This is a genomic window from Streptomyces sp. NPDC004752 (assembly GCF_053601275.1).
The window spans coordinates 47,394-67,748 of the sequence record NZ_JBSGBN010000024.1 but is presented as its reverse complement, the minus strand read 5'-3'; the positions used below and the strand labels follow the sequence as shown (position 1 = coordinate 67,748).

Genomic DNA, 20,355 nt, shown 5'->3' with positions numbered 1-20,355 from the left:
TGCTAGCCATGCTGATTCCTGCTTTCGAATGTCAGGCAGTTGGTGATGGAGTTTTCGACCGTGTCGCTCAGGGCATGGTCCGTGTAATAGGCGGTGTGCGGACTGATGAGCACATTCGACAGCCCTTGCAGCCGCAACAACGGTTTGCTCGCGATGGGCTTGTTTCTGCAGTCGGCGTAGAATATTCCTTCCTCTCCTTCGAGGACATCCAGCGCCGCACCGCCCAATCTGCCGCTTTCCAATGCCCCGACAAGGGCCTCGGTGTCGAGCAGTGGACCGCGTCCGGTATTGATGATGAACGCGCCGTGCTTCATCTGCTCGATACGTCGACGATCGAGGAGATGGTGCGTATTCGCGTTGAGCGGTGCATGGAGCGTGACGATGTCGCTCAGCTGCAGCAAATCATCGAGCGGAACGTAATCGGTAGCGATCTTGGGGCGATTGTCATGGGCCAGTATTCGACAGCCGAAACCCCGCAGCCGGTCCACGACTGCTGTGCCGATGCGTCCTGTTCCGATTACCCCGACGGTCAGGTCGCGCAACTCTTTCCCGCGCACATCGTGCAACCTGTAATCGTGCAGGTCCACGCGACGGACAGTGGACTTAGCGTTCCGTACCGCCATCAGCATCAGCATCAGCGTGTAGTCGGCCACACTGTCGGGCGAATAGGCGACATTCTCGACGGAAATGCCGACGCGGTCCGCGTATGCCACATCGATGTGGTTGTAGCCGATGCTCCTTGTGGAGATATAGGCGACGCCGGCCTGGCCGAGTGCAAGAAGAGTGGAGTTTGTGATCCGGGTTTTATGACCTACGCTGATGCACCGGTTTCCGAAGGCCAGATCAATATTGGCTTCGGATACCGCCGCCGCCGTGATGGTGGGTATGACGCCGAAGCGGGGTGCCATCTCCCGGAACAGAACGGCCTCGTCCGGTCCGCATCCATACATGGTGATTCCCGTTGCCGGGACGGCCGAGGAGGACGAGGCCGCCGGCGATCGGGTGCGGCGGGCCGCTGTTCGGGCTGGTTCGCTGTAGGTCATGCCTCCAGTCAAGAAGGCATGGTGTTGCCGGCCCGTATGCGGTTTTCGATATGCCGACGATACGTTACCGACCGGTAATGCCGAGAGCGCGCGCACATTGATCGCGCTGGAAACCCTCGCGCATCCTCAACACGCGTCCGCAAACTGCGGTCGGTCCGCACCTGGTCGGCCAAGGTCCCTGCCGTCCGAGTCGAATCCACCTCGGCACGGCGCATGATGTAGGTGCTGGGTGATGCCCTTGGTCATGCCGACAAGCGGCGTCCACGAGCGAAGGCAACTGCCGCCGATGCGTCGGCGAGAGCCCCTCGCGATCACCCCGGGCGAGACAGTGAGGCGCCACGCCCTCCGGCCAGGCGTGGTGCCGCGCCTGCTCGCGTACGGCGTCACAGGTCGGCGGCGCGCTCATGCCGTGGTGCCGCATCGAGGTGCACCACTTCGGCAGGACCCGTACGCCGGGCTGCCGGACCGGCCGGAGTGTGAGGTCCTCGGGGCGGGAGACGGCGTGACCGCCCTGCCGTGCCGCCGCCGGTCGTGCGGTGCGGTGCCGTCCACGGGTGCCAGGGGCGGGGACGAGCAGGCTGCCGTCGTGGCGCCGGGCGACCTCGGGCAACTCGTCGTAGCCGCCGACCGCGAGCGTGTCGGCCTTGGGCCAGTCGGCGCGCCGGGGCGAGCGGGCCTGGTGTCCCGCGCGCCGGGGCGAGCGGGCCTGGTGTCCCCGTACTCGCCCGAGTCACTCGTACGCGGGCACCGGGCCGAGGCCGTAGCCGTAGCCCTTGCCCTTGCCCTTGCCCTTGGCGACCGGCACCAGATCGGGCGTCCGGTCGGCGACCTCGCGCACCTGAGCGCGCCGACGGCCACCGTCGACCGTGAGAGCCATGAGAGCCATGAGAGCCATGAGAGCCATGAGAGCTATGGAGAGCCGTGGAGAGCCGTGGAGAGCCAGGCTCATCCATGAGGGCCAGACTTATCGCCCGCGCCGCCTCATGTAGTGGTCGAAGGCCCGGTAGACCATCGGCCGCAGCGGCAGGTCCCACTCGCCGACGTACCTCACCGCCTGACCGCCGGTGCCGACCTTGAACTGGATCAGCCCGACGTGCGGGTCGTCGGCGTCGAGGGTGGGGGTGATGCCCCGCAGGTCATAGACGTCGCAGCCGGCCGCCAGCGAGTCGCGGATCATCGCCCACTGGCAGGCGTTGGAGCCGCGCACCTCGCGCTTCTCGGTGGAGGAGGCGCCGTAGGAGTACCACGCGTGGGCGCCGACGCGGACCAGGATGGTGGCGGCGACCAGGTCGCCCTGGTGGCGGGCCAGGTAGAGCCTGATCCGCTCGGGGTTCTCGGCGCTCAGCGCCGCGAACATGGTCTCGAAGTAGCGCAGTGGCCGGGGTGTGAAGCGGTCGCGCTCGGCGGTGTGGACGTAGAGGTCGTGGAACGCCTTCAGATCCTGATCGACCGTGACCTCGACTCCCTCCTTGGCCGCCTTCTTGATGTTGCGGCGCCAGAGCTGGTTCATGCCCCTGACCAGGTCGTCCTCAGTTTTGCCTGCCAGCGGAATCTCATACTTGAACTGCGGATGCCCGACCCCGAAACCGTCCTCGGGGCTCTGCGGCAGCCAGCCGGCGTCCCTGAGCCGGCTGGTCACGCGGGCGCCGACCGGGTCGGCCCACTGGCCGGACATCTCGGTGAGCCGCCTGATGCCCGGGTCGGCGATGCCCTCCTTGACCTGGGCGGCGCTCCAGGTGTGCGTGCACACCGGCGGGCCGAGCCGGATCGCGAACGCGCCGTGTGCCTTGAGATGGGCCGCCAACGGGTCGAGCCACGCGTCGATCTCGCCGGTCCAGTAGATGACCGGGCCCTCGGGCAGATAGGCCAGCGTGAACTGCTTGAGCCGCGGCACCGGGCGGTGCAGGACGAGCCCGGCACCGACCAGCTGCCGGCCGTCGTACCAGCCGAGGGACTCGCTGCGCCACTCGGTCTTGACGCGGCCCCATGCCGGGGTCTGCAGAAAGCTGACCGACCGCTGTGTCCGCACGAACGCCAAGTGCTCGGCGGCACTGATCGGCCCGACGGTCAGACCCGTGCCCGCGGTCCCGGCCCCTCGGTGGTGCGCGGTTCGGCTCACTGGTCCGCCGCCCGCACCCCGGTGTTCTCGGACCGGGCGCCGACGCACCCCGGGTACCGCCGGGTCTGGGCTGCTGTTCGTGCTGGTTCGCTGTAGGACATGCCCCCAGCCAAGGCAGCGTGGTGTTGCCGGCACGTATGGGGTTTTCGATATGCCGACGATATGTGCCGAGTCCTAGCCTCGGAGTATGCGCGTACTGATCGTCGAGGACGAGCCCTATATGGCAGAGGCCATCCGCGACGGCCTGCGCCTGGAAGCGATCGCGGCCGACATCGCGGGTGACGGCGACACCGCGCTGGAGCTGCTGAGCGTCAACGCCTACGACATCGCCGTCCTCGACCGCGACATTCCCGGGCCTTCCGGTGACGAGATCGCCAGACGCATCGTCGCCTCCGGCAGCGGTATGCCGATCCTCATGCTCACCGCAGCCGACCGGCTCGACGACAAGGCCACCGGGTTCGAACTCGGCGCCGACGACTACCTCACGAAACCGTTCGAACTCCAGGAACTCGCGCTCAGGCTCAGGGCACTCGACCGCAGGCGCGCGCACCACAGGCCGCCCGTACGAGAGATCGCGGGCCTGCGGCTGGACCCGTTCCGCCGGGAGGTCTACCGGGACGGCCGCTATGTCGCACTGACCAGGAAGCAGTTCGCCGTGCTCGAAGTCCTCGTCGCGGCCGAAGGCGGTGTCGTCAGCGCCGAAGAGCTGCTGGAGCGGGCGTGGGACGAGAACGCCGACCCGTTCACCAACGCCGTGCGCATCACCGTCTCGGCGCTGCGCAAGCGGCTCGGCGAACCCTGGATCATCGTCACCGTGCCAGGCGTCGGCTACCGCATCGACACAGCACCCGGCACCGGACGTGAGGGAGCGGACCGTGGATAGGCAGCCCGGGTTGAGCGTTCGTCTCAAGCTCACGCTCAGCTACACCGGATTCCTCATGCTGGCCGGCGCCCTGATGCTCATCACCGGGTGGTTCTTCCTGACTCGTGTGAAGCACATCGGGCTCATCTTCCTGCCCGACTACCGCCTCGCTGTCGTACGCGCTTTCGCTCCGACCGCGGCCCTCGTGCTGGCGTTCCTGCTCGTGTTCGGTCTCGTGGGGGGTTGGATCCTCGCCGGCCGGATGCTCGCCCCGCTGACGCGCATCACGGACCATACCCGCCTGGCCACGAACGGATCACTCTCCCACCGCATCCGGCTACCGGGCCGCAAGGACGAGTTCCGCGAACTCGCCGACGCCTTCGACACGATGTTCGCAAAGCTCGAAGCACACGTCGCCGAACAGCAGAGATTCACGGCCAACGCCTCTCACGAGTTGCGCACCCCGCTGGCGATCTCGAAGGCACTTCTCGACCTGGCCCGCACCGACCCGCACCACGACACCGGCGAGATCATCGAACGCCTCCACACCGTCAACACCCGAGCGATCGACCTCACCGAGGCACTGCTCCTGCTCAGCCGAGCCGACCAGCGATCCTTCACCCGACAACCCCTCGACCTGTCCCTCGTGGCGGAAGAAGCCACCGAAACACTCCTTCCCCTCGCGGAAAAGCACCACGTCACCATCGAGACCAGCGGCGACATCACCCCCACGATCGGATCGCAAGCGCTCCTGCTGCAGCTGACCACGAACCTCGTGCACAACGCGATCGTCCACAACCTGCCCGAACAGGGCACCGTGTGGGTCAGTACCAGCGTCCGCCCCAGGACGGTGGTACTCACTGTCGGGAACACCGGCGAGAGCATCTCCCCACAGCTCGCCTCGACACTCACCGAACCGTTCCAGCGCGGCACCGAACGCATACACACCGACCACGCAGGCGTCGGCCTCGGCCTGGCCATCGTCAAGACCATCACCCAGGCACACGACGGCACCCTCACCCTCACCCCGCGCCCCGCCGGCGGGCTCCGCATCACGGTGGAACTCCCCGCGACATCCCCGCACACCGACAGGTGAAGCATCCGGGAACCGATGCGCTCGCGTTGCCCATGGTCGTCGAGTGGTGGGGCGGTGCGGGACCGGAGTAGGTGCGGGCTCGCAGTAGGTACGGGCCCGGAGTAAAGGCCGGTGTGCGAAGGTGTCGTTCGGTGTCGTTCGCTGAGCCGGAGGAGCGGCTGGAGCGCATGGCGTTCCAGCAAGCCGGGCGATCTGGGTGACGGGGGCTGGGAATGCCGATGGCGGCGGAGGCGGGCGTCACGGGAAGCGGTGGCTCGGGAAGCTGGCGGGTCGGGGATGTCGTAGACGGCCGGTACGAGGTGCTGAGGGTCCACGACCAGGGGGCGATGGGCCTGGTGTACCGGGTGCGGCACCTGCGCTGGGGCACTGACCTCGCGATGAAGTGCCCACGGCCGGGGTTGCTGGCGTCTGTCGCCGATCGTGAGCGGTTCGTCGTGGAGGCCGAGACCTGGGTGTCCCTGGTCCGTCATCCGAACGTGTGCGGCTGTCACCATGTGCGCGTCCTCGGCGGCATTCCCTACGTCTTCGCGGAGTATGTGCCAGGTGGCAGCCTCCGGGAGTGGATCGACGACGGGCGGCTCTACGAGGGGGACGAACCCACCGTCCTCGCGCGGATCCTGGACTTCGCGATCCAGACGGCCCGGGGCCTGGAGCACGCCCACCGCGAGGGCATCGTGCACCGTGACATCAAGCCGGCCAACGTCCTGCTCGGCCCTGACGGCATCGCGAAGGTCACCGACTTCGGTCTCGCCGCGGCCAGCACCACCACCCCCAGTGCGGGCGGCATGACCCCGGCGTATGCCTCCCCGGAGCAGGCCGGCGGCTCGCCGGTGGGGTGGGCGGTCGGCCGTCGTGGGGATGTGTACAGCCTGGCCGTATCGGTGCTGGAGATGTTCACCGGCGGAGTGACCTGGATGGCCGGGCCGGTCGCGGGCGCGGCGTTGGACGCCTACCTGGAGGAGGCCGGATCCGGCGGCGACGGGCTGCCGCGGATGCCCCGTGCGCTGGCCGCGCTGCTGGCCCGGTGTCTGGACCGCAACGCCCTGCGCAGGCCGGGCTCGATGACGGAGCTGGCCGCCGAACTCACCGGCATTCACCGGAAGCTGACCGGCGCGGACTATCAGCGCCCGGTGCCCGACAGCGCCGAGCTCCGCGCCGACGACCTCAACAACCGCGGTGTGTCGTTCCTCGAACTCGACCGTGAGAAGGAGGCGGAACGCGCATTCGCGGCGGCCCTGACGGCCGACCCGCAGCATCAGCAGGCCGTCTACAACGCCGGTCTGTTGGCGTGGCGCAGAGGCGCCCCTGACAAAGGCGTGTACGTGTACGACGCACCGCGCCCCGTCACGGACGTGGAACTCCTCACCCGCCTCGACGCTGCCCGCGAGCGCTCCGGGGACGACTGGCCGATCCGGCTGATGCTCGCCGAGGTGCACTTGGAGCGCGGCGACACAGAGGCAGCCGGTTCCTTGTCGGACGCCCTCGTCCGTGAACATTCCGACGAGCCCGAGGTGCGTGCCCTAGCCGAGACGCTGCGCTCGGGCCGGGTGCCGACCGGGCGCTGCGCCGGAACCCGCGAGGTGTCCTGGCACACGGGTCGATGGGATCCGCTCGATCCCCCGACGCGGCTGACCATCGACGGCAGATGGGCGCTGACGGGCGACAGCGCGGGCACCACGCACCTGTGGGACCTGCGTCACGGCCGCCATCGGCTCACTCTCACCGACACGACACCCGAGGCCGTCGCGATCACGAGCGACGGCCGGGCCGTGGTGTCGGCGCACGGGGACGGCCGGCTGCGGTGCCACGAAACGGCGGCCGGCGACTGCTTGTACGAGCATGCCCTGCCGGGTTGGCGGGCGGGTGGAGAGGTGGGGTTCGTCCGGCTGGACGCGCACGACCAGGAGTTCGTCGTGGCAGTCGCGGGTGAGGTGCAACGGTGGCGCACGGGCGAGCCGGAGCCACGGGACCGGCTGAAACTCGGTTTCCGCAAGACCCGTTGGCCGGAGGCCGACAGACGGTGGATCACGGCGAGCGACGACGGCCGCTGGGCGCTCGCCCTGCCGAGGGTCAGGGAGCGCCGTGCGGCGCATTCCTGGTGGGACGTCACCCCCTATGTCGACTCCGAGTATGTGGAACTGTGGAACCTGGACTCCGGCCGCCGCCGTCTCGTTCTGCAAGGCGGAGGCGACGGCGTCGTCGCTGTGTCGCTGAGCGCCGACGGCGGTTATGCGCTCGTCGCCGGCCACAGGCTGCTGCACCTGTGGGACCTGGGCAGCGGCCGCTGCCTCAGTCGTTTCGTCACCGGCTCCGGTGAACCGACCGCGCTGTCGCTGAGCGCCGACGCCCGTCTGGCCCTGTCTGCCGGTGCGGACGGCGCCGTGCGGCTCTGGGATGTCCATCAGGGCCGTTGCCTGCGCACGTTCACCGGGCACCGGCAGCGAGTGGCCGCCGTGCTCATCGGGCCCTCGGGCGACACCGGGCTGTCCCTCGCCCATGACAACACCGCCCGGTGGTGGCTGTGCGGCAGCCCGGGGTCGTACACCGCGCCGCCCCAGCCGAGCCGGCCGTGGCACCGCGAGCCGGACGCCAGGGCGCAGGCGCCGGTGACCGCGGCGGGGCAGGCGCCGGCGGACGGCCGCCGGCACCGTGACGGTCCGCCGGTGCAGGACCGGCATCCGCCCGGCGACGAACGGGGCCGATGGGTTCCGCCCGCGGTGCAGCCGCCGGTAACGCGCGAGGTGTTCGCCGGTCTGCGGACGGCACGACCAGTGCGGACGTTTCGGATCGGGTACGCCGGCGCCGTCGACACGGTGGCGATCGACTCGGGCGGTCGCAAGGTGTTCTGCCTCGGTGACGGTGGGCTGACGAAGACGATCGTGCGGACCTGGGACGTGGCCACGGGGCAGTGCCGGTTGACCAGACACCGCGACTCGTTCTCCGCGCTCGCGATCAGCGACACCGGCACCCGCGTCATGGCGTACGGCAGCGACGGTCTGGTGGTCTGGTCGGCGGACTTCGTCGAGCTGACCCGGGTGCGGAACGTCCGCACCGGTCCTTCCGCCGAGCCGGCCGCCTTCAGCCCTGACGGCCGCCGCGCGGTCCTGGTGAACGCCGACCACATGCTGCAGCTGTACAACCTGGGGACCGGGCGGTGTCTGCGGCACCTCGCCCGCAACGAGACGCGGCTGACCGCGGTCGCGCTCAGCCGGGACGGGCGGCGGGCGGTGTCCGCCGACAGCGGCGGTCAGGTGCGGTTGTGGGATGTGGACGGGGGCAGGTGTCTGCGCCTGCTCGACGAACATCCCGGTGTGCCCGCGTCACTGTCGCTGAGCGCCGACGGCGGCCGGGTGCTGTCCTGCGGGCGGCACAACGCCGGCATGGTCCTGTGGGACGCAACCACCGGTGCCCGCCTGCGCGTCTTCGGTGATCGGTCGGAGCGGTCGGAGCGGTCGGATGCATCGGAGCGGTCGGATGGGTCGAGGGTGGGCCGGCTGACCGGGGACGGCCGGTTCGCCGTCTCCGGTGGCGTGGACGGTTCGGTGCGGGTCTGGGACGCGGACAGTGGCGCATGCGTGCACGTGTTCAACGGCCACGAGGGGGAAGTGCGCGCCCTGGCACTCACGCCCGACGGCCGGTACGTGCTCTCCGGAGGTGCCGACGGAACCTTGCGGTTGTGGGAGCTGGACTGGGAACTTGCGGTAGCGGACGGGGGTTTGCGGTGAGCGGGACGGAGGCGGCGGTGAGCGGGACGGCGTACACCCGGCCGGACATTCCCGTTGCCCCGACCGCGGCACCGGCCGGGTCCGAGACCTGGACCGCCGGCGCGGTCATCGACGGCCGCTACGAGGTCCTCGGTGTGCTCGGCCGGGGCGGCATGGGCGTGGTCCACCGGGTACGGCACCTCGCCTGGGGTACGGACCTCGCCGTGAAGAGCCCGCTCCCGGCCGTCCTGGGCAACCGCCCGGCCTGGCGGGAACGCCTCACCGCGGAAGCCCAGACCTGGGTGTCGCTCGGCCTCCACCCGCACGTGTGCGGCTGCCACTACGTCCGCACCCTCGGCGGCATCCCCCGGATCTTCACCGAGTACGTGCCCGGCAACAACCTCGCCCAGCGGATCACCGACCGGACACTGTACGCGGGCGGCGCCGAGGCCGTTCTCGCCCGCGTCCTCGATCTGGCCGTGCAGGTCGCGTGGGGTCTTGAGCACGCGCACGCGCGCGGCGTGGTGCACCAGGACGTCAAACCGGCGAACGTGCTGCTGGACGACGACGGCACGGCGAAGATCACCGACTTCGGGCTGGCCGTGGCCCGGACCCGGACCTTGCCCACCGCCCCGGCAACGGCGGCCCGTGACGGCGGCGCAGGCGGCATGACCCTGCCGTACGCCTCCCCCGAGCAGGCGGCGGGCGGGCGCGTCGGCCGGCGCAGCGATCTGTACAGCTTCGCGGTCTCGGTGCTGGAGATGTTCACGGGCGGGGTGCGGTGGATGACCGGCCCCGCCGCGGGCGCGGCGCTCGACGCGTACCTGGCCGAGGGACCGGACGAGGAGGGGCTGCCTGCCCTGCCCCCGACCCTGGCCCGCGTGCTCACGCGCTGTCTGCGGCACGACCCCGCCGACCGTCCGTCCTCCATGACCGCGGTCGCCGCCGAACTCACCGCCCTGCACGGCCGGTTGCTCGGCCGCCCCTACCCGCGCCCCGAGCCCCGCCCCGCCGATCTGAAGGCAGCGGAGCACAACAACCACGCGCTCTCCCTGCTCGACCTCGGCGACCCGGACGGCGCCGCCGAGTCCTTCCGGGCCGCCCTGGCCGCCGACCCTCAGCATCTGGCGGCCACCTACAACGCCGGCCTGCTGCGCTGGCGCCGCGGCGAGGTCACCGATGTCGCCCTGGTCACCGAGCTGGAGTCGGCCCGGGTTGCCGACGGGGACACCTGGCAGGCCCGGCTCCTGCTCGCCCAGGTCCACCTGGAGCGTGGCGACCTCACCGCCGCGGCGCGGCTGTTGGAGCGGGTGCGGCGTGAGGCCCCGCGCGAGCCGGAGGTGCTGGCCGCCGTGCGCGCCCTCGACTCGGGGGACATCACCGACGCCTGCTACATCGAGAAGGAACCGGTCCTCAAGCCCTCTGCCCTCTGGGGTGGCGAGAAGCCGTGCGCCCGGCTCGCCACCGCGGCGCCGGTGGCGCTCACCGGCGACCGCGCCCTCGGGGCCGTGCTGTTCGACCTGCACAGCGAGGAGTACCAGCGCCTGTCTCCCGAGCGCCGCGGGCGGGTACGTGCCGTGGACATCACACCGGACGGACGCCTTGGCGCCTCCGCGGCCGAAGACGCCGCGATACGGGTGTGGGACCTGGCGTCCGGCCGCTGCACGCATGTCTTCGACGCACCGTACGGGACCGGCACCGGATGGGACTTCTGGTCCCGCTGCGCGGTGCGGCTCGGCCCGGACGGCCGACAACTGCTGTGGGCCCGGGACGGGATCGTGGTGCTCTGGGACCTGGTTGAGGGCACCCGCAGGGTTCTCACCGACAAGGCCGACGGCGCCGCGATCGCCTTCAGCCCCGACGGCAGCCGGGCCGTGCTCGCCCGCCCCGGGGGCGTCGCCGACCATGACCTGGCCCGCAGGCAGATGCACCTCATCGGGATGCCCGAGAAGGACTACTCGACGGTGCTGGGCCTGAGCCGCGACGGCACTCTGGCCGCGATCGGTACCACGCGGGGCCCGATCCGTCTCGTAGACCTGACCTCCGGTGTCGTCCGCACACTCGCCGGACACAAGTACGGCGTGTCCGCGGTGTCGTTCGACGCGGATGCCCGGTATCTGATGTCCGGCGCGACCGACCGGACGGTGCGCCTGTGGGACCTGGCAACCGGCCGCTGCCTACGTACCTTCACGGATCCCGACGAGCCGCAACGGATGGGCTGGGGGTGGGCGCCGCTACCGCAGGTGACCGACGTCCTGATCGCCGGGGACGCCCGGACCGGGATCTCCATGGGCGAGGACGGCCGTGCCTACCACTGGCGCATGCCCGCCGGTCACACCGCCCCGCCCAGCTTCAGCCGCCCCCGCCCGCAGACGGAAATCGCCCGGCTGGCTACCGAGGTGGACGCTCTGGTGGACTCGGCCGAACACGCTCTCCGCGCAGGCCGTCACCTGGCCGCGCTGGTCCTGCTCGCCGCGGTACGCGCGACCCCCGGCCACGAGCGGGAGCCGCGGGTGCTGGCGGCCTGGCGGCGGCTGGCCGACGCCGTACCCCGTACCGGGCTGCGCGCGGCGTGGCCGGCGAAGCCGCTCGACTGCGGACCTGTGTTCTCCGGTGACATCTCCTATGACGGCCGGATCGCCGTCACAGGCGGCTATTACGGGGAACTCAAGGTGTGGGATGCCGGAACGGGCGACCTGCTGCGCGAGCTGCGACTTCCCGAGCGTCACCGCCCGGCCCCCGAGAAGAAGACCCACCCCGTGCTGGGGGTGTGCCTGAGCCGTGACGGCCGGCGGCTGCTGTCCGCGTCGGACGGCGCGATCCGGCTCTGGTCCACCGAGACGGGCGCCTGCCTGCGCGCGATCCTCGGCGACGACACCATGGCACGGACCGTCCGCTTCACGGGCGATGACTCACTCGCGCTGGTCGGCAGAGGCGACAACAGCGTGCAGTTGTGGGACCTGGAGACGGCTGCGCTGCGCTGGTCGGTCGCGGAAGAACGAGAAGAAGAACCAGAGAAGGTCCGGGGCAGCGGTGCCTTCGCCACCAGGGTATGGGCCGCCCCTGGCGGCCGTCTGGCCGCCACCTCCGCGGGCGGGGACGGCTATGTGCGCCTGACGGAACTGGCGACCGGCCACTGCCTGCGGCGCTTCAAGGCGCATCTCTTTCGTGTGCAGTCGCTCTGCCTGAGCCCCGACGAGCGCTGGCTGCTGACGGCCGGCGGGGTCGGCGAAGCGGTGATCCGGCTGTGGAACGTCGCCACGGGCGAGCGGGTCCGGCAGTTCACCTACGACAGCGGGAAGCACATGCACAGGCCGACGCTGATCCGCTTCACAGCGGACGGCCGCTTCGCGGTCACCAGCGGAGAGGACGAGACGCTGGTGGTGTGGGACGTGGGCACCGGCTGGACGGTACGCGTCCTGGAGGCGCACGCCGGCGGGGTCGGCGGACTGGCACCCACCGGGAACGCACACCGGCTCCTGTCCTGGGGCTGGGACGCGACGACGCGGCTGTGGGAGCTGGACTGGGAACTGGAAAACCGCGAACGATCATCCGACAGAAACCACTTGCCCGGCGATCCACATGGCTCGGCTCCCTGATTCCCGTCCCAGAACGTGCGGGCCCGGGACCCTGACGTGCGACGGCACCGAGACACCGCCACCGCCTCCATGGCGTGAGCCGTGGCGAAGGGAACGCCCTCGGCGTACCGCAGGCCGACTGGGTACGCACCACAACCGGGCTTGAGCCGGTCGGGACCGAGTTCCTCGGCGCCACCCCGAAGCCCTGCGCGCACGGGCCTCCGCAAGCGTTTGTCAGCACCGCCGTACTGACACGTCAGCACGGAAACCGGAACAAAAAAGACCCCCCAACCACGTTTCCACAGGTCAGAGGGGTCATTCAGCGTGGAGCCTAGGGGAGTCGAACCCCTGACATCTGCCATGCAAAGACAGCGCTCTACCAACTGAGCTAAGGCCCCTTGCGGGTGGCGACCGCCCTGAGTATCGCACTTGGGTGGGCGCCGCAGACCAGAGTACCGGGTCCCCCCGGGGATCTCGCAAAAAAGCTGGGGGTCCCTCGAAACGACCACGCTCCGTAAGATGCTCGGCGTGGTTCGCGACAGCGAACCACGTTCTTGGGGAAGCGATGGGGAGACGCGCAATGGACGCCGCACAGCAGGAAGCCACCGCAAGAGCGCGGGAGCTGCAGCGGAACTGGTACGGGGAGCCGTTGGGGGCGCTCTTCCGTAAACTCATAGAAGATCTCGGACTCAATCAGGCCCGTCTCGCCGCGGTACTGGGCCTGTCCGCGCCCATGCTGTCGCAGTTGATGAGCGGCCAGCGGGCGAAGATCGGCAATCCCGCGGTGGTCCAGCGGGTGCAGCTGCTGCAGAACCTGGCGGCGCAGGTCGCGGACGGCAGTGTCAGCGCGGCCGAGGCGACCGAGCGCATGGACGAGATCAAGAAGTCGCAGGGGGGCTCCGTGCTCAGCAACACCACGCAGACGACGAGCAGTTCGGGCGCGCCGACGGTGAAGCGGGTGGTCCGCGAGATCCAGTCGCTGCTGCGCTCGGTGGCCGCCGCGGGGGACATCATCGAGGCTGCCGACACCCTCGCCCCGACCCATCCGGAACTGGCAGAGTTCCTCCGGGTGTACGGCGCGGGCCGCACCTCCGACGCCGTCGCGCACTACCAGTCCCACCAGAGCTGACTCCCCGGCCCGTCCAACGGAGGGGGTCCGCCGGACGGGCCGACGCCGAGGGGGAGCGCCTGGGGGCACGACAAGGGGTCGTATCACTCATCTCGGGGGAAGCAAGGGGGAGGGCGATAGCCGTAGGGGGAGGAGCGACGGACAGCCATGGGTGAGGTCTTCGCCGGTCGGTACGAACTGGCCGACCCGATCGGACGCGGAGGCGTCGGCGCCGTCTGGCGCGCCTGGGACCACCGTCGCCGCCGTTATGTCGCCGCCAAGGTGCTTCAACAGCGCGACGCCCACTCGCTCCTGCGGTTCGTACGAGAACAGGCCCTGCGGATCGATCACCCCCATGTGCTCGCACCGGCCAGTTGGGCCGCCGACGACGACAAGGTCCTGTTCACCATGGACCTCGTCGCCGGCGGTTCGCTGGTCCATCTGGTCGGCGACTACGGCCCCTTGCCGCCCTCGTTCGTCTGCACGCTGCTCGATCAACTCCTGTCCGGGCTCGCCGCGGTGCACGAGGAAGGAGTCGTGCACCGTGACATCAAGCCCGCCAACATCCTGCTGGAGGCCACCGGCATCGGCCGCCCACGGCTGCGTCTGTCCGACTTCGGCATCGCGATGCGGCTGGGCGAACCGCGCCTGACCGAGACCAACCTCGTGGTGGGAACGCCGGGCTATCTCGCGCCCGAGCAGATGCTGGGCGCGGAACCCGGCTTTCCCGCCGACCTGTTCGCCGTGGGGCTGGTCGCCCTGTATCTGCTGGAGGGCGCCAAACCCGACACGAAGGCCCTCGTCCAGTACTTCGCCGAGCACGGGACTCCGGGCGCGCCCAAGTGCGTCCCCCAGCCGCTCTGGCAGGTCGTGTCCACGCTGCTGCAACCGGATCCGGAGGCCCGTTTCCGCACGGTCACGGGGGCCCGCAAGGCGCTCGCCTCGGCCACGGAACTCCTGCCGGAACCCGGCCCGGACGACGAGTTGATCGAGATCTTCGACCAACTCGGCCCTCTCCCACCGGGATTCGGCCCCGATGGCCCCTTCAAACCGGCCTCGGGCGTGGACACCCGGGCGGATGCGGATACAGGGGCGCGACCCGGTCCAACGGGGCCCGCCGGGACGGGCGGCGTGTACGGGATGGGCGCTGCGGCCGGGGCGGACGGCGTGTCCGGGACGGGCGGCGTCTCCGGGGCGTGGGTGACCGGGGTTGCGGCGGCCGGGTCGGTCGCGCCGCCGGGCGTTGCCGGGCTCGATGGCGCGTCCGGCGCACAGGACGTCTCTTCGCCTGCGAACGGGTTCCCCGCGCAGCTTCCGGCCCATGCCTCCGCTCATCCCGGACCGGGCGACGTCTCCGCTCGCCCCGGACCGGGCGACATGGGTTCCGTCCCCGACACTCCGGCCCCCACCGCCGACCCCTTCTCCCTCCCCTCCAACTCCGCTCCTGGAGAGCCCAGTTCTGGCGATTCCGGTCCTGCCGCCTCTACTTCCGCTGCCGCTCGCGCTTCGGAAGGCGCCGTGCCCGTAGATCCACATCAGGACACCGGTTCGCAGCCGTCCACCATGTCGGACACCGGGAGCTTCCATCTGCCGCCTCCGCAGCAGGCACAGCCGCAGCCGCAGGCGCACGGCACGGAAACGTCCAGGACACCGACCTCCCAGAGCCCCATCCCGCGCCCACACCAGGCCGAGCAGACCGAGCACACGCAGACTGAGCACAGGCAGACCGAGCGGACCGAGCAGCCTCAGCACAACCCGCACCGGCGACAGCACACCCGCCAGCCCCACCACCACCCCGCACCACACCCCCCCACCGCGACCCCGCGCACCCCCGGACACCCTTCCCCCTACGACCCCGCCCATGCCCTGTCCTCCCCCCACCCGCAGGCCCCCTGGAACCCTGCTCAGGCGCTGCCTCCGATGCGGCCGCAGCGCGTTGATGCCTCTACTGCTTCGTACACCGCCCAGAACCCGCAGGTTCCCTATCCCGCGCAGGAAACTTCGCCGTCGGCCCCGTCTTCACCCCGCCGTGCCGCACGTCGCGCCCACCGCGGCCGCCGCCCGGGCCCCCCGGCGAGGGCCGCGATACCGATCCTGCTCCTCGCGCTGGCCTGCTACGCCGTGGGTTTCTGGGCGCTGACCCGCAGCTGAGCACCGGCCCGCCGCCGGGCGGCCACCGTCCACACCCCGAGCACCAGCAGCAGCGCGCTCCCCGCACCGATGCCGCCCACCGCCAGCACCCGCATCGCGGTATCCCCGCCGCCGCTCCGCCCGGTCACGGCCGCCTCCCGGTCCTGGGCCGTGACCTCGAACACGTTCCGCGGCTCGGACTGCCCGGCGTATCCGGGGGCGGCGTGCGGGGTCCCGGTGACACGCACCCGCAGCGTCACCCCGAAGGGCCCCCGACCGAACGTGTCGGCCATCCCCTCGCTGAGGTGCACGACGAGGTAGTACGAGCCGGCGAAGCGCATGGTGCGTACCCCCTCGCGCACGGAGTACCGATTGCGGTACTCGACGGGCGGCAGGGGGTCCAGGGCGGCCGCCTTCTGGCTGCCGTTGTAGCTGAGGGCCGCGTCGTCGACGTAACCGCGGACGGGGTTGTGCAGCGCCAGGTCGAGGGCGCCGCCGACATAGCCGCCGACCCCGCTCGAACTGCCCAGTTCGGCGGTGGCGTGGACCTGCTGGCCCCAGTCGACCGGCACCTTGTAGAAGAAGGTCTGCCCGGGATTCATGTCCGTCTGCCAGACCCCTTGTCCCAGCGCACGTGCCGTGGCGAAGCCCGCTCCGCCGGTGCGGCGCCGGGGCTCGTCGGTGACGGCCTCGGGCGAGGCGGAGTCCCAGACCTCGGGCGCGTTCGTGGCCCCGGCCCGCTCCAGGTGCGGCTCGGTGACCGGTGCCAGCTCCAGGTCCCAGGCACCCGCCGCATCCGCCGCGGACCCGCCACCCGGCCCAGACCCGCCACCCGAAGCGGACGCACCACCCGAACCGGACACTCCACCCGAGCCGGACGCTTCGAGGCGCTCGACCAGCACGTAGTACGTGCCCGCTCCCTGGCACAGCGCATTGCCCACCTCGCGCATCCCCAGTGCCGTGACCGGCCGCGGGCTCAGTCCGGTCCCGAACCGCGCGGATGCGAAGGAGCAGGAGCCACCGTTGGCGTCCTGCACCGACACCCTGATGCCGTCGCTGGCGGAGACGGTGGCACCGGCGGGGGGTACCGCGGTCACGGGAACGTAGGCGGTCGTCGACGCCTGGAGTTCCAGGCGGTAGTAGAACGTGCCGCTCCGCGGGAGGGAACTCCGGTACGTCTCGCCCGGCCTCAGCCTCGCCGCGTCCGCGGTGCCCGCCGCTCCGGCGACGCTCCGGGCCCCTTCCGCGAACGCGTACCCGTCAAAGACCCCGGCCGCCGAGCCCACGGCTCCAGCTGCCGACCCCACGGCTCCGGCCTCCGAGCCCACGGCCACCGCCGACGGGCCCGGCAGCACCACCACGGCGCACAGCACCACCACCGTCCCCGCGACCACGACCGCGACCGCGACGGGCAGCCGACGGCACCGCCGACTCGCCCCGGGCCACCACCACGCCGTACGCCACTCGATACGCCACCCCGCACACCACGCCATACGCCACCCCGTGTGCCGCCCCATCCCGTGCCACCCCTCGTCGTCCCACGGCGGTGCGTCGGCGGACGACCCACGGTGAAGACCGTCCAACCGCCCCTATACAGCCTGCAGCCGCGTTCCGCTCGTCCAGACCCAGTTGCGTCTGGACCCAACCGGCTGCGGCCCTGCGTCAAAGATGGCCGTAACCACCCGCGGCCGTACACCGCCTGTCGTCACGCCGTACCGGACCGTGGCCCATCCTGCCCCGCGCGCGCCCGGGTCATCCCGGCAATCCCCGCGGCCGTCCGAAACGCCCCGCTCGCGACGCCCCCGCTCGCGCGCGGCCCTACCCCCTCATCGGCGCCCTGGCAACACAAAACCCCGACCGCTGCAGCGGTCGGGGCCTGATCGGTTTCCGTTGTCTGTACTCACGAACCCGTGGGCACGGAGTCAGTCGCCTCCGTCCACAGATCCTGCTCGGCGCGATCCGCCTGGATCTGGCGGTACACGAGGAGCCCGCCGATGGCGGCCAGTGCGACCAGGAGCAGCTTCTTCACCGCGCGACCTCGTCTTTCCTTGACGTAGGGGACCTCTGGCGCCCGACTATACACACCGACCGATACCGTTCGGTGACCTGCGCCGGGCCCCAACTCCCGCCCTCAAGAGCGCATTAGACGCGGTCTGCGGCGCCTCGACCGGAGGGTGATCGCACCTCCACACACGGTGACTTTGCTCCCCCTTCACCACTTGAGGTCCGCCTTTGGGGGATTTCCCTCCCTTTTGCACCATTCGAGTGGTGTTCATCTGAACATCGACGCGCCACGTACGGAAGTCCACCACTTCGCGACGCTCCTACACATCATGAGGAAAGTACGCAAATCGCCCAACCCGAAAGTGAGGGGTCATGGCCCGGAGCAACAAGGTCATGAATCTGTGGACCGTCATCGTCACCGCCTTCCTCGCGCTGTTCGCGGCGCTCGGACTCGCCTCCGCGACCACCGCCGCGGCCGCCCCGCGAACCGAGATCCCGCAGAAGAGCAGCGCACCCGCTCCGATGCCGGCGACACACCACTGGTCCTGGTCCTGGTCCTGGTCCGAAGCCAGGGCCCTGCCCCCCACGATGAAGCAACGGATCCGGGCCGAGGCCCACGGCAAGTCTCCGAGTTGCCGCCACCACCCCCTCGAAGACACCGCAGCGACCGCCCCGATGGACCTGACGACCCCGGCACCGCTCACCTGCTGACCCGACGCCCCTCCACCGCTGACGACGGACCTGACCAGACTCGATCCGACCCGGATCAGACTCGGCCAGACTCGGCCGAACCCAACCGGAACCCGCCGGAACCAGCCGGAACCCGCCGGAACCCGACCGGACCCGACACCCAGCGGTACAGCGGCAGCACACATGGCGTGCGGCGCCAAGGACGCGCACACCAACGCACACCAGACGTGCAGCACCGAGACACAGTGATGCAGCAGCACCTGATGGCGAACTTGCGTACAGCTCCACATCAGCCGAATCCCCCGGCCTCCCCCCGGCCGGGGGCCTTCGTGTGCCCGCTGTCGCCGACCGAACCCGACCGACCCCGACCGACCCCGCCTGGCCCCGCCCGGCCCCAGGTCATAAGGACCTCTTCAGGAGTCGTAGCCTGGTGGTGAGGTGACTCCTGTGCCCAAGGCGTACGAAGTGATCGCGGACGACATCCGCCGGTCCATCCGCGAGGGCGGGCGCCGGCCGGGCGAACGCCTGCCGTCGGAGACGGATCTGGCGCGGCGCTACAGGCGCAGCCTGCCGACGATCCAGAACGCCCTCCGGGTTCTGAACGAGGAAGGTCTGATCGACAAGCGGCACGGCAGCGGCACCTTCGTCCGGCGCCCGCGCACGCGGGCGGTCCGCGACAACTCCCGGCACCAGTGGGAGAAGCGCCGGGCCCGCGAGCCAAAGGCCGAACGGGCACAGACCGGAGCGACCGAGCACGACACCGGTCTTGAGCTGCGGGATCTCGTGTTCCACGCGAAATACCGGGAGGTCAAGGCGCCCCAGGACCTCGCGGACGCGTTCGGCGTCCCCGAGGGGACCGTTCTTCTCGAACGCACCTACCGGACGCGCTGCGCCGCCGAGTCCGCCCCGTTCAGCCTGGTCACCTCCTTGCTCGTCCGCGACATGATCGCCGCGAACCCCGATCTCCTGGACGACGGCAACGAGCCGTGGCCGGGCGGCACACAGAACCAGCTGTACACCGTGGGCATCGAGGTGGACCGGGTCGAGGAGCGCTTCACCGCCCGCCCGCCGACGCCGGAGGAGGCCGAGGAACTGGAGCTGCCGCCGGGTACGTCGGTGATCCTCCTGCGGAAGACCTCGTACGACATCGAGGGCCGCGTCGTGGACATCACCCAAGTCACACTCCCCGGCGACCGCACGGAACTGTCCTTCACCACGTCACTGGAAAGGTGGTGAGGCCGCCGTGCGCCGGCGCGTCATCATCGTCACCGCGGTTCACGCGCCTTCGGCCCCGTTCCTGGGGGAGGCGTACAAGTCGCTGTGCGCGCAGGAACTGCCCGACGGCTGGGCCTGGCACTGGGTGATCCAGGAGGACGGGGAGACGGACGACGTCCGTCCGTACGTCCCCGACGACGAGCGGGTGACCTTTCGGCAGGGGCGCCCGGGCGGCCCCGGCGTGGCCCGCACGATGGCGCTCGCGCACGCCCACGGCGAGTACGTCAAGGTCCTGGACGCCGACGACCAGCTCGCCCCGGGGGCCCTCGCCCGCGACCTGGCCGTCCTCGAAGGGAACCCCGGTATCGGCTGGGCGACCTCACGGGTGCTGGACCTCATGCCGGACGGCTCCACGGTCGGCTTCCCCGCAGACCCCGACGCCGGGCCGATCGAACGCGGCGTCGTGACAGAGTACTGGGCACGCAACGGCTTCCGCGCCCAGGTCCACCCGGCGACGCTCTGCGTACGGCATGACCTCCTGGTCGCGCTCGGCGGCTGGATGGCGCTGCCCGCTTCCGAGGACACCGGGCTGCTCCTGGCCCTGAACTCCGTGAGCCGCGGCTGGTTCTCCCAGGAGGTGGGGCTCCTCTACCGCAAGTGGGAGGGCCAGGTCACGGGCCAGGCCCCGCACATCGACCCGACCGAGCGGGACGCGCGGATGGCCGTCGTCGCGGCCCGGGCGCGGGCGCTGGCACGGTTCGAATGGCGCGCTCCGCTGACAGACTGACCGACCGCCCGCCTCCGGA

General features: G+C 70.6%; 14 protein-coding genes and 1 tRNA gene. 9 read left to right on the top strand and 6 right to left on the bottom strand.

Going from position 1 to position 20,355, the window contains the following annotated elements; all coding sequences use genetic code 11:
- Positions 1-2: 2 nt before the first annotated feature.
- The 3 genes from vanH to ACWEKM_RS12995 all read right to left on the bottom strand — a co-directional run bounded on the left by vanH (position 3) and on the right by ACWEKM_RS12995 (position 3,162).
- Entirely contained in the window at positions 3-950 is a 948-nt protein-coding gene (vanH, locus tag ACWEKM_RS13005) for a D-lactate dehydrogenase VanH (protein WP_451621251.1), read from the bottom strand.
- A gap of 823 nt (positions 951-1,773) precedes the next feature.
- Positions 1,774-1,929, bottom strand: coding sequence for a hypothetical protein (locus tag ACWEKM_RS13000; RefSeq protein WP_451621237.1), 156 nt, complete (start codon positions 1,927-1,929; stop codon positions 1,774-1,776).
- Between the two features lie 78 nt (positions 1,930-2,007).
- Positions 2,008-3,162 carry a lipid II:glycine glycyltransferase FemX gene (locus ACWEKM_RS12995; RefSeq protein ID WP_451621236.1) on the bottom strand — a complete coding sequence of 385 codons (1,155 nt, stop codon included), beginning with the start codon at positions 3,160-3,162 and terminating at the stop codon, positions 2,008-2,010.
- A 187-nt stretch (positions 3,163-3,349) separates the two neighbouring features.
- Between ACWEKM_RS12995 and ACWEKM_RS12990 the strand changes: the two genes are divergently transcribed.
- The 4 genes from ACWEKM_RS12990 (at position 3,350) to ACWEKM_RS12975 (ending at position 12,423) form a co-directional block, all read left to right on the top strand.
- On the top strand, positions 3,350-4,045 hold the full coding sequence (locus ACWEKM_RS12990; protein WP_451621235.1) for a response regulator transcription factor: 696 nt from the start codon (positions 3,350-3,352) through the stop codon (positions 4,043-4,045).
- Complete coding sequence (locus ACWEKM_RS12985; protein WP_451621234.1) at positions 4,038-5,120, top strand: sensor histidine kinase; 1,083 nt, start codon at positions 4,038-4,040, stop codon at positions 5,118-5,120. Before ACWEKM_RS12990 ends, ACWEKM_RS12985 begins: the two co-directional genes overlap by 8 nt.
- 218 nt (positions 5,121-5,338) lie before the next feature.
- A complete protein-coding gene (locus ACWEKM_RS12980) occupies positions 5,339-8,845 on the top strand; it encodes a WD40 repeat domain-containing serine/threonine protein kinase (RefSeq protein ID WP_451621233.1) in 3,507 nt (1,168 codons plus the stop codon).
- A 17-nt stretch (positions 8,846-8,862) separates the two neighbouring features.
- Positions 8,863-12,423, top strand: a complete 3,561-nt coding sequence (locus ACWEKM_RS12975) for a protein kinase domain-containing protein (protein WP_451621232.1) — start codon at positions 8,863-8,865, stop codon at positions 12,421-12,423.
- A 304-nt stretch (positions 12,424-12,727) separates the two neighbouring features.
- On the opposite strand, the gene ACWEKM_RS12970 is transcribed toward ACWEKM_RS12975, so the two are convergent.
- Positions 12,728-12,800: transfer RNA gene (locus ACWEKM_RS12970), tRNA-Ala, on the bottom strand.
- Positions 12,801-12,982: 182 nt separating this feature from the next.
- On the opposite strand from ACWEKM_RS12970, the gene ACWEKM_RS12965 reads away from it, so the two are divergent.
- Both ACWEKM_RS12965 and ACWEKM_RS12960 read left to right on the top strand, forming a co-directional pair.
- Positions 12,983-13,531, top strand: a complete 549-nt coding sequence (locus ACWEKM_RS12965; RefSeq protein ID WP_451621231.1) for a helix-turn-helix domain-containing protein — start codon at positions 12,983-12,985, stop codon at positions 13,529-13,531.
- Positions 13,532-13,678: 147 nt separating this feature from the next.
- Positions 13,679-15,661 carry a protein kinase domain-containing protein gene (locus ACWEKM_RS12960; RefSeq protein ID WP_451621230.1) on the top strand — a complete coding sequence of 661 codons (1,983 nt, stop codon included), beginning with the start codon at positions 13,679-13,681 and terminating at the stop codon, positions 15,659-15,661.
- On the opposite strand, the gene ACWEKM_RS12955 is transcribed toward ACWEKM_RS12960, so the two are convergent.
- Together ACWEKM_RS12955 and ACWEKM_RS12950 are read right to left on the bottom strand one after the other, a co-directional pair.
- Complete coding sequence (locus ACWEKM_RS12955; protein WP_451621229.1) at positions 15,625-17,133, bottom strand: hypothetical protein; 1,509 nt, start codon at positions 17,131-17,133, stop codon at positions 15,625-15,627. The genes ACWEKM_RS12960 and ACWEKM_RS12955 overlap by 37 nt on opposite strands.
- A gap of 407 nt (positions 17,134-17,540) precedes the next feature.
- On the bottom strand, positions 17,541-17,669 hold the full coding sequence (locus ACWEKM_RS12950; protein WP_003999697.1) for a DLW-39 family protein: 129 nt from the start codon (positions 17,667-17,669) through the stop codon (positions 17,541-17,543).
- A gap of 347 nt (positions 17,670-18,016) precedes the next feature.
- Here ACWEKM_RS12950 and ACWEKM_RS12945 point away from each other — a divergent pair, with 347 nt between their 5' ends.
- From ACWEKM_RS12945 to ACWEKM_RS12935, 3 genes are all read left to right on the top strand, one after another.
- Positions 18,017-18,355 (top strand): DUF6344 domain-containing protein, encoded by a 339-nt coding sequence (locus ACWEKM_RS12945; protein WP_451621228.1) that lies wholly within the window; start codon positions 18,017-18,019, stop codon positions 18,353-18,355.
- A gap of 426 nt (positions 18,356-18,781) precedes the next feature.
- A complete protein-coding gene (locus ACWEKM_RS12940; protein WP_451621227.1) occupies positions 18,782-19,570 on the top strand; it encodes a GntR family transcriptional regulator in 789 nt (262 codons plus the stop codon).
- A 7-nt stretch (positions 19,571-19,577) separates the two neighbouring features.
- A complete protein-coding gene (locus ACWEKM_RS12935) occupies positions 19,578-20,336 on the top strand; it encodes a glycosyltransferase family 2 protein (RefSeq protein ID WP_451621226.1) in 759 nt (252 codons plus the stop codon).
- The last annotated feature ends 19 nt before the right edge of the window (positions 20,337-20,355 follow it).

Coding starts and splice junctions, on each gene's coding strand:
- vanH (WP_451621251.1), bottom strand. CDS start 950: ATGTATGGATGCGGACCGGACGAGGCCGTTCTGTTCCGGGAGATGGCA.
- ACWEKM_RS13000 (WP_451621237.1), bottom strand. CDS start 1,929: ATGGCTCTCATGGCTCTCACGGTCGACGGTGGCCGTCGGCGCGCTCAG.
- ACWEKM_RS12990 (WP_451621235.1), top strand. CDS start 3,350: ATGCGCGTACTGATCGTCGAGGACGAGCCCTATATGGCAGAGGCCATC.
- ACWEKM_RS12980 (WP_451621233.1), top strand. CDS start 5,339: ATGGCGGCGGAGGCGGGCGTCACGGGAAGCGGTGGCTCGGGAAGCTGG.
- ACWEKM_RS12965 (WP_451621231.1), top strand. CDS start 12,983: ATGGACGCCGCACAGCAGGAAGCCACCGCAAGAGCGCGGGAGCTGCAG.
- ACWEKM_RS12960 (WP_451621230.1), top strand. CDS start 13,679: ATGGGTGAGGTCTTCGCCGGTCGGTACGAACTGGCCGACCCGATCGGA.
- ACWEKM_RS12955 (WP_451621229.1), bottom strand. CDS start 17,133: ATGGCGTGGTGTGCGGGGTGGCGTATCGAGTGGCGTACGGCGTGGTGG.
- ACWEKM_RS12945 (WP_451621228.1), top strand. CDS start 18,017: ATGGCCCGGAGCAACAAGGTCATGAATCTGTGGACCGTCATCGTCACC.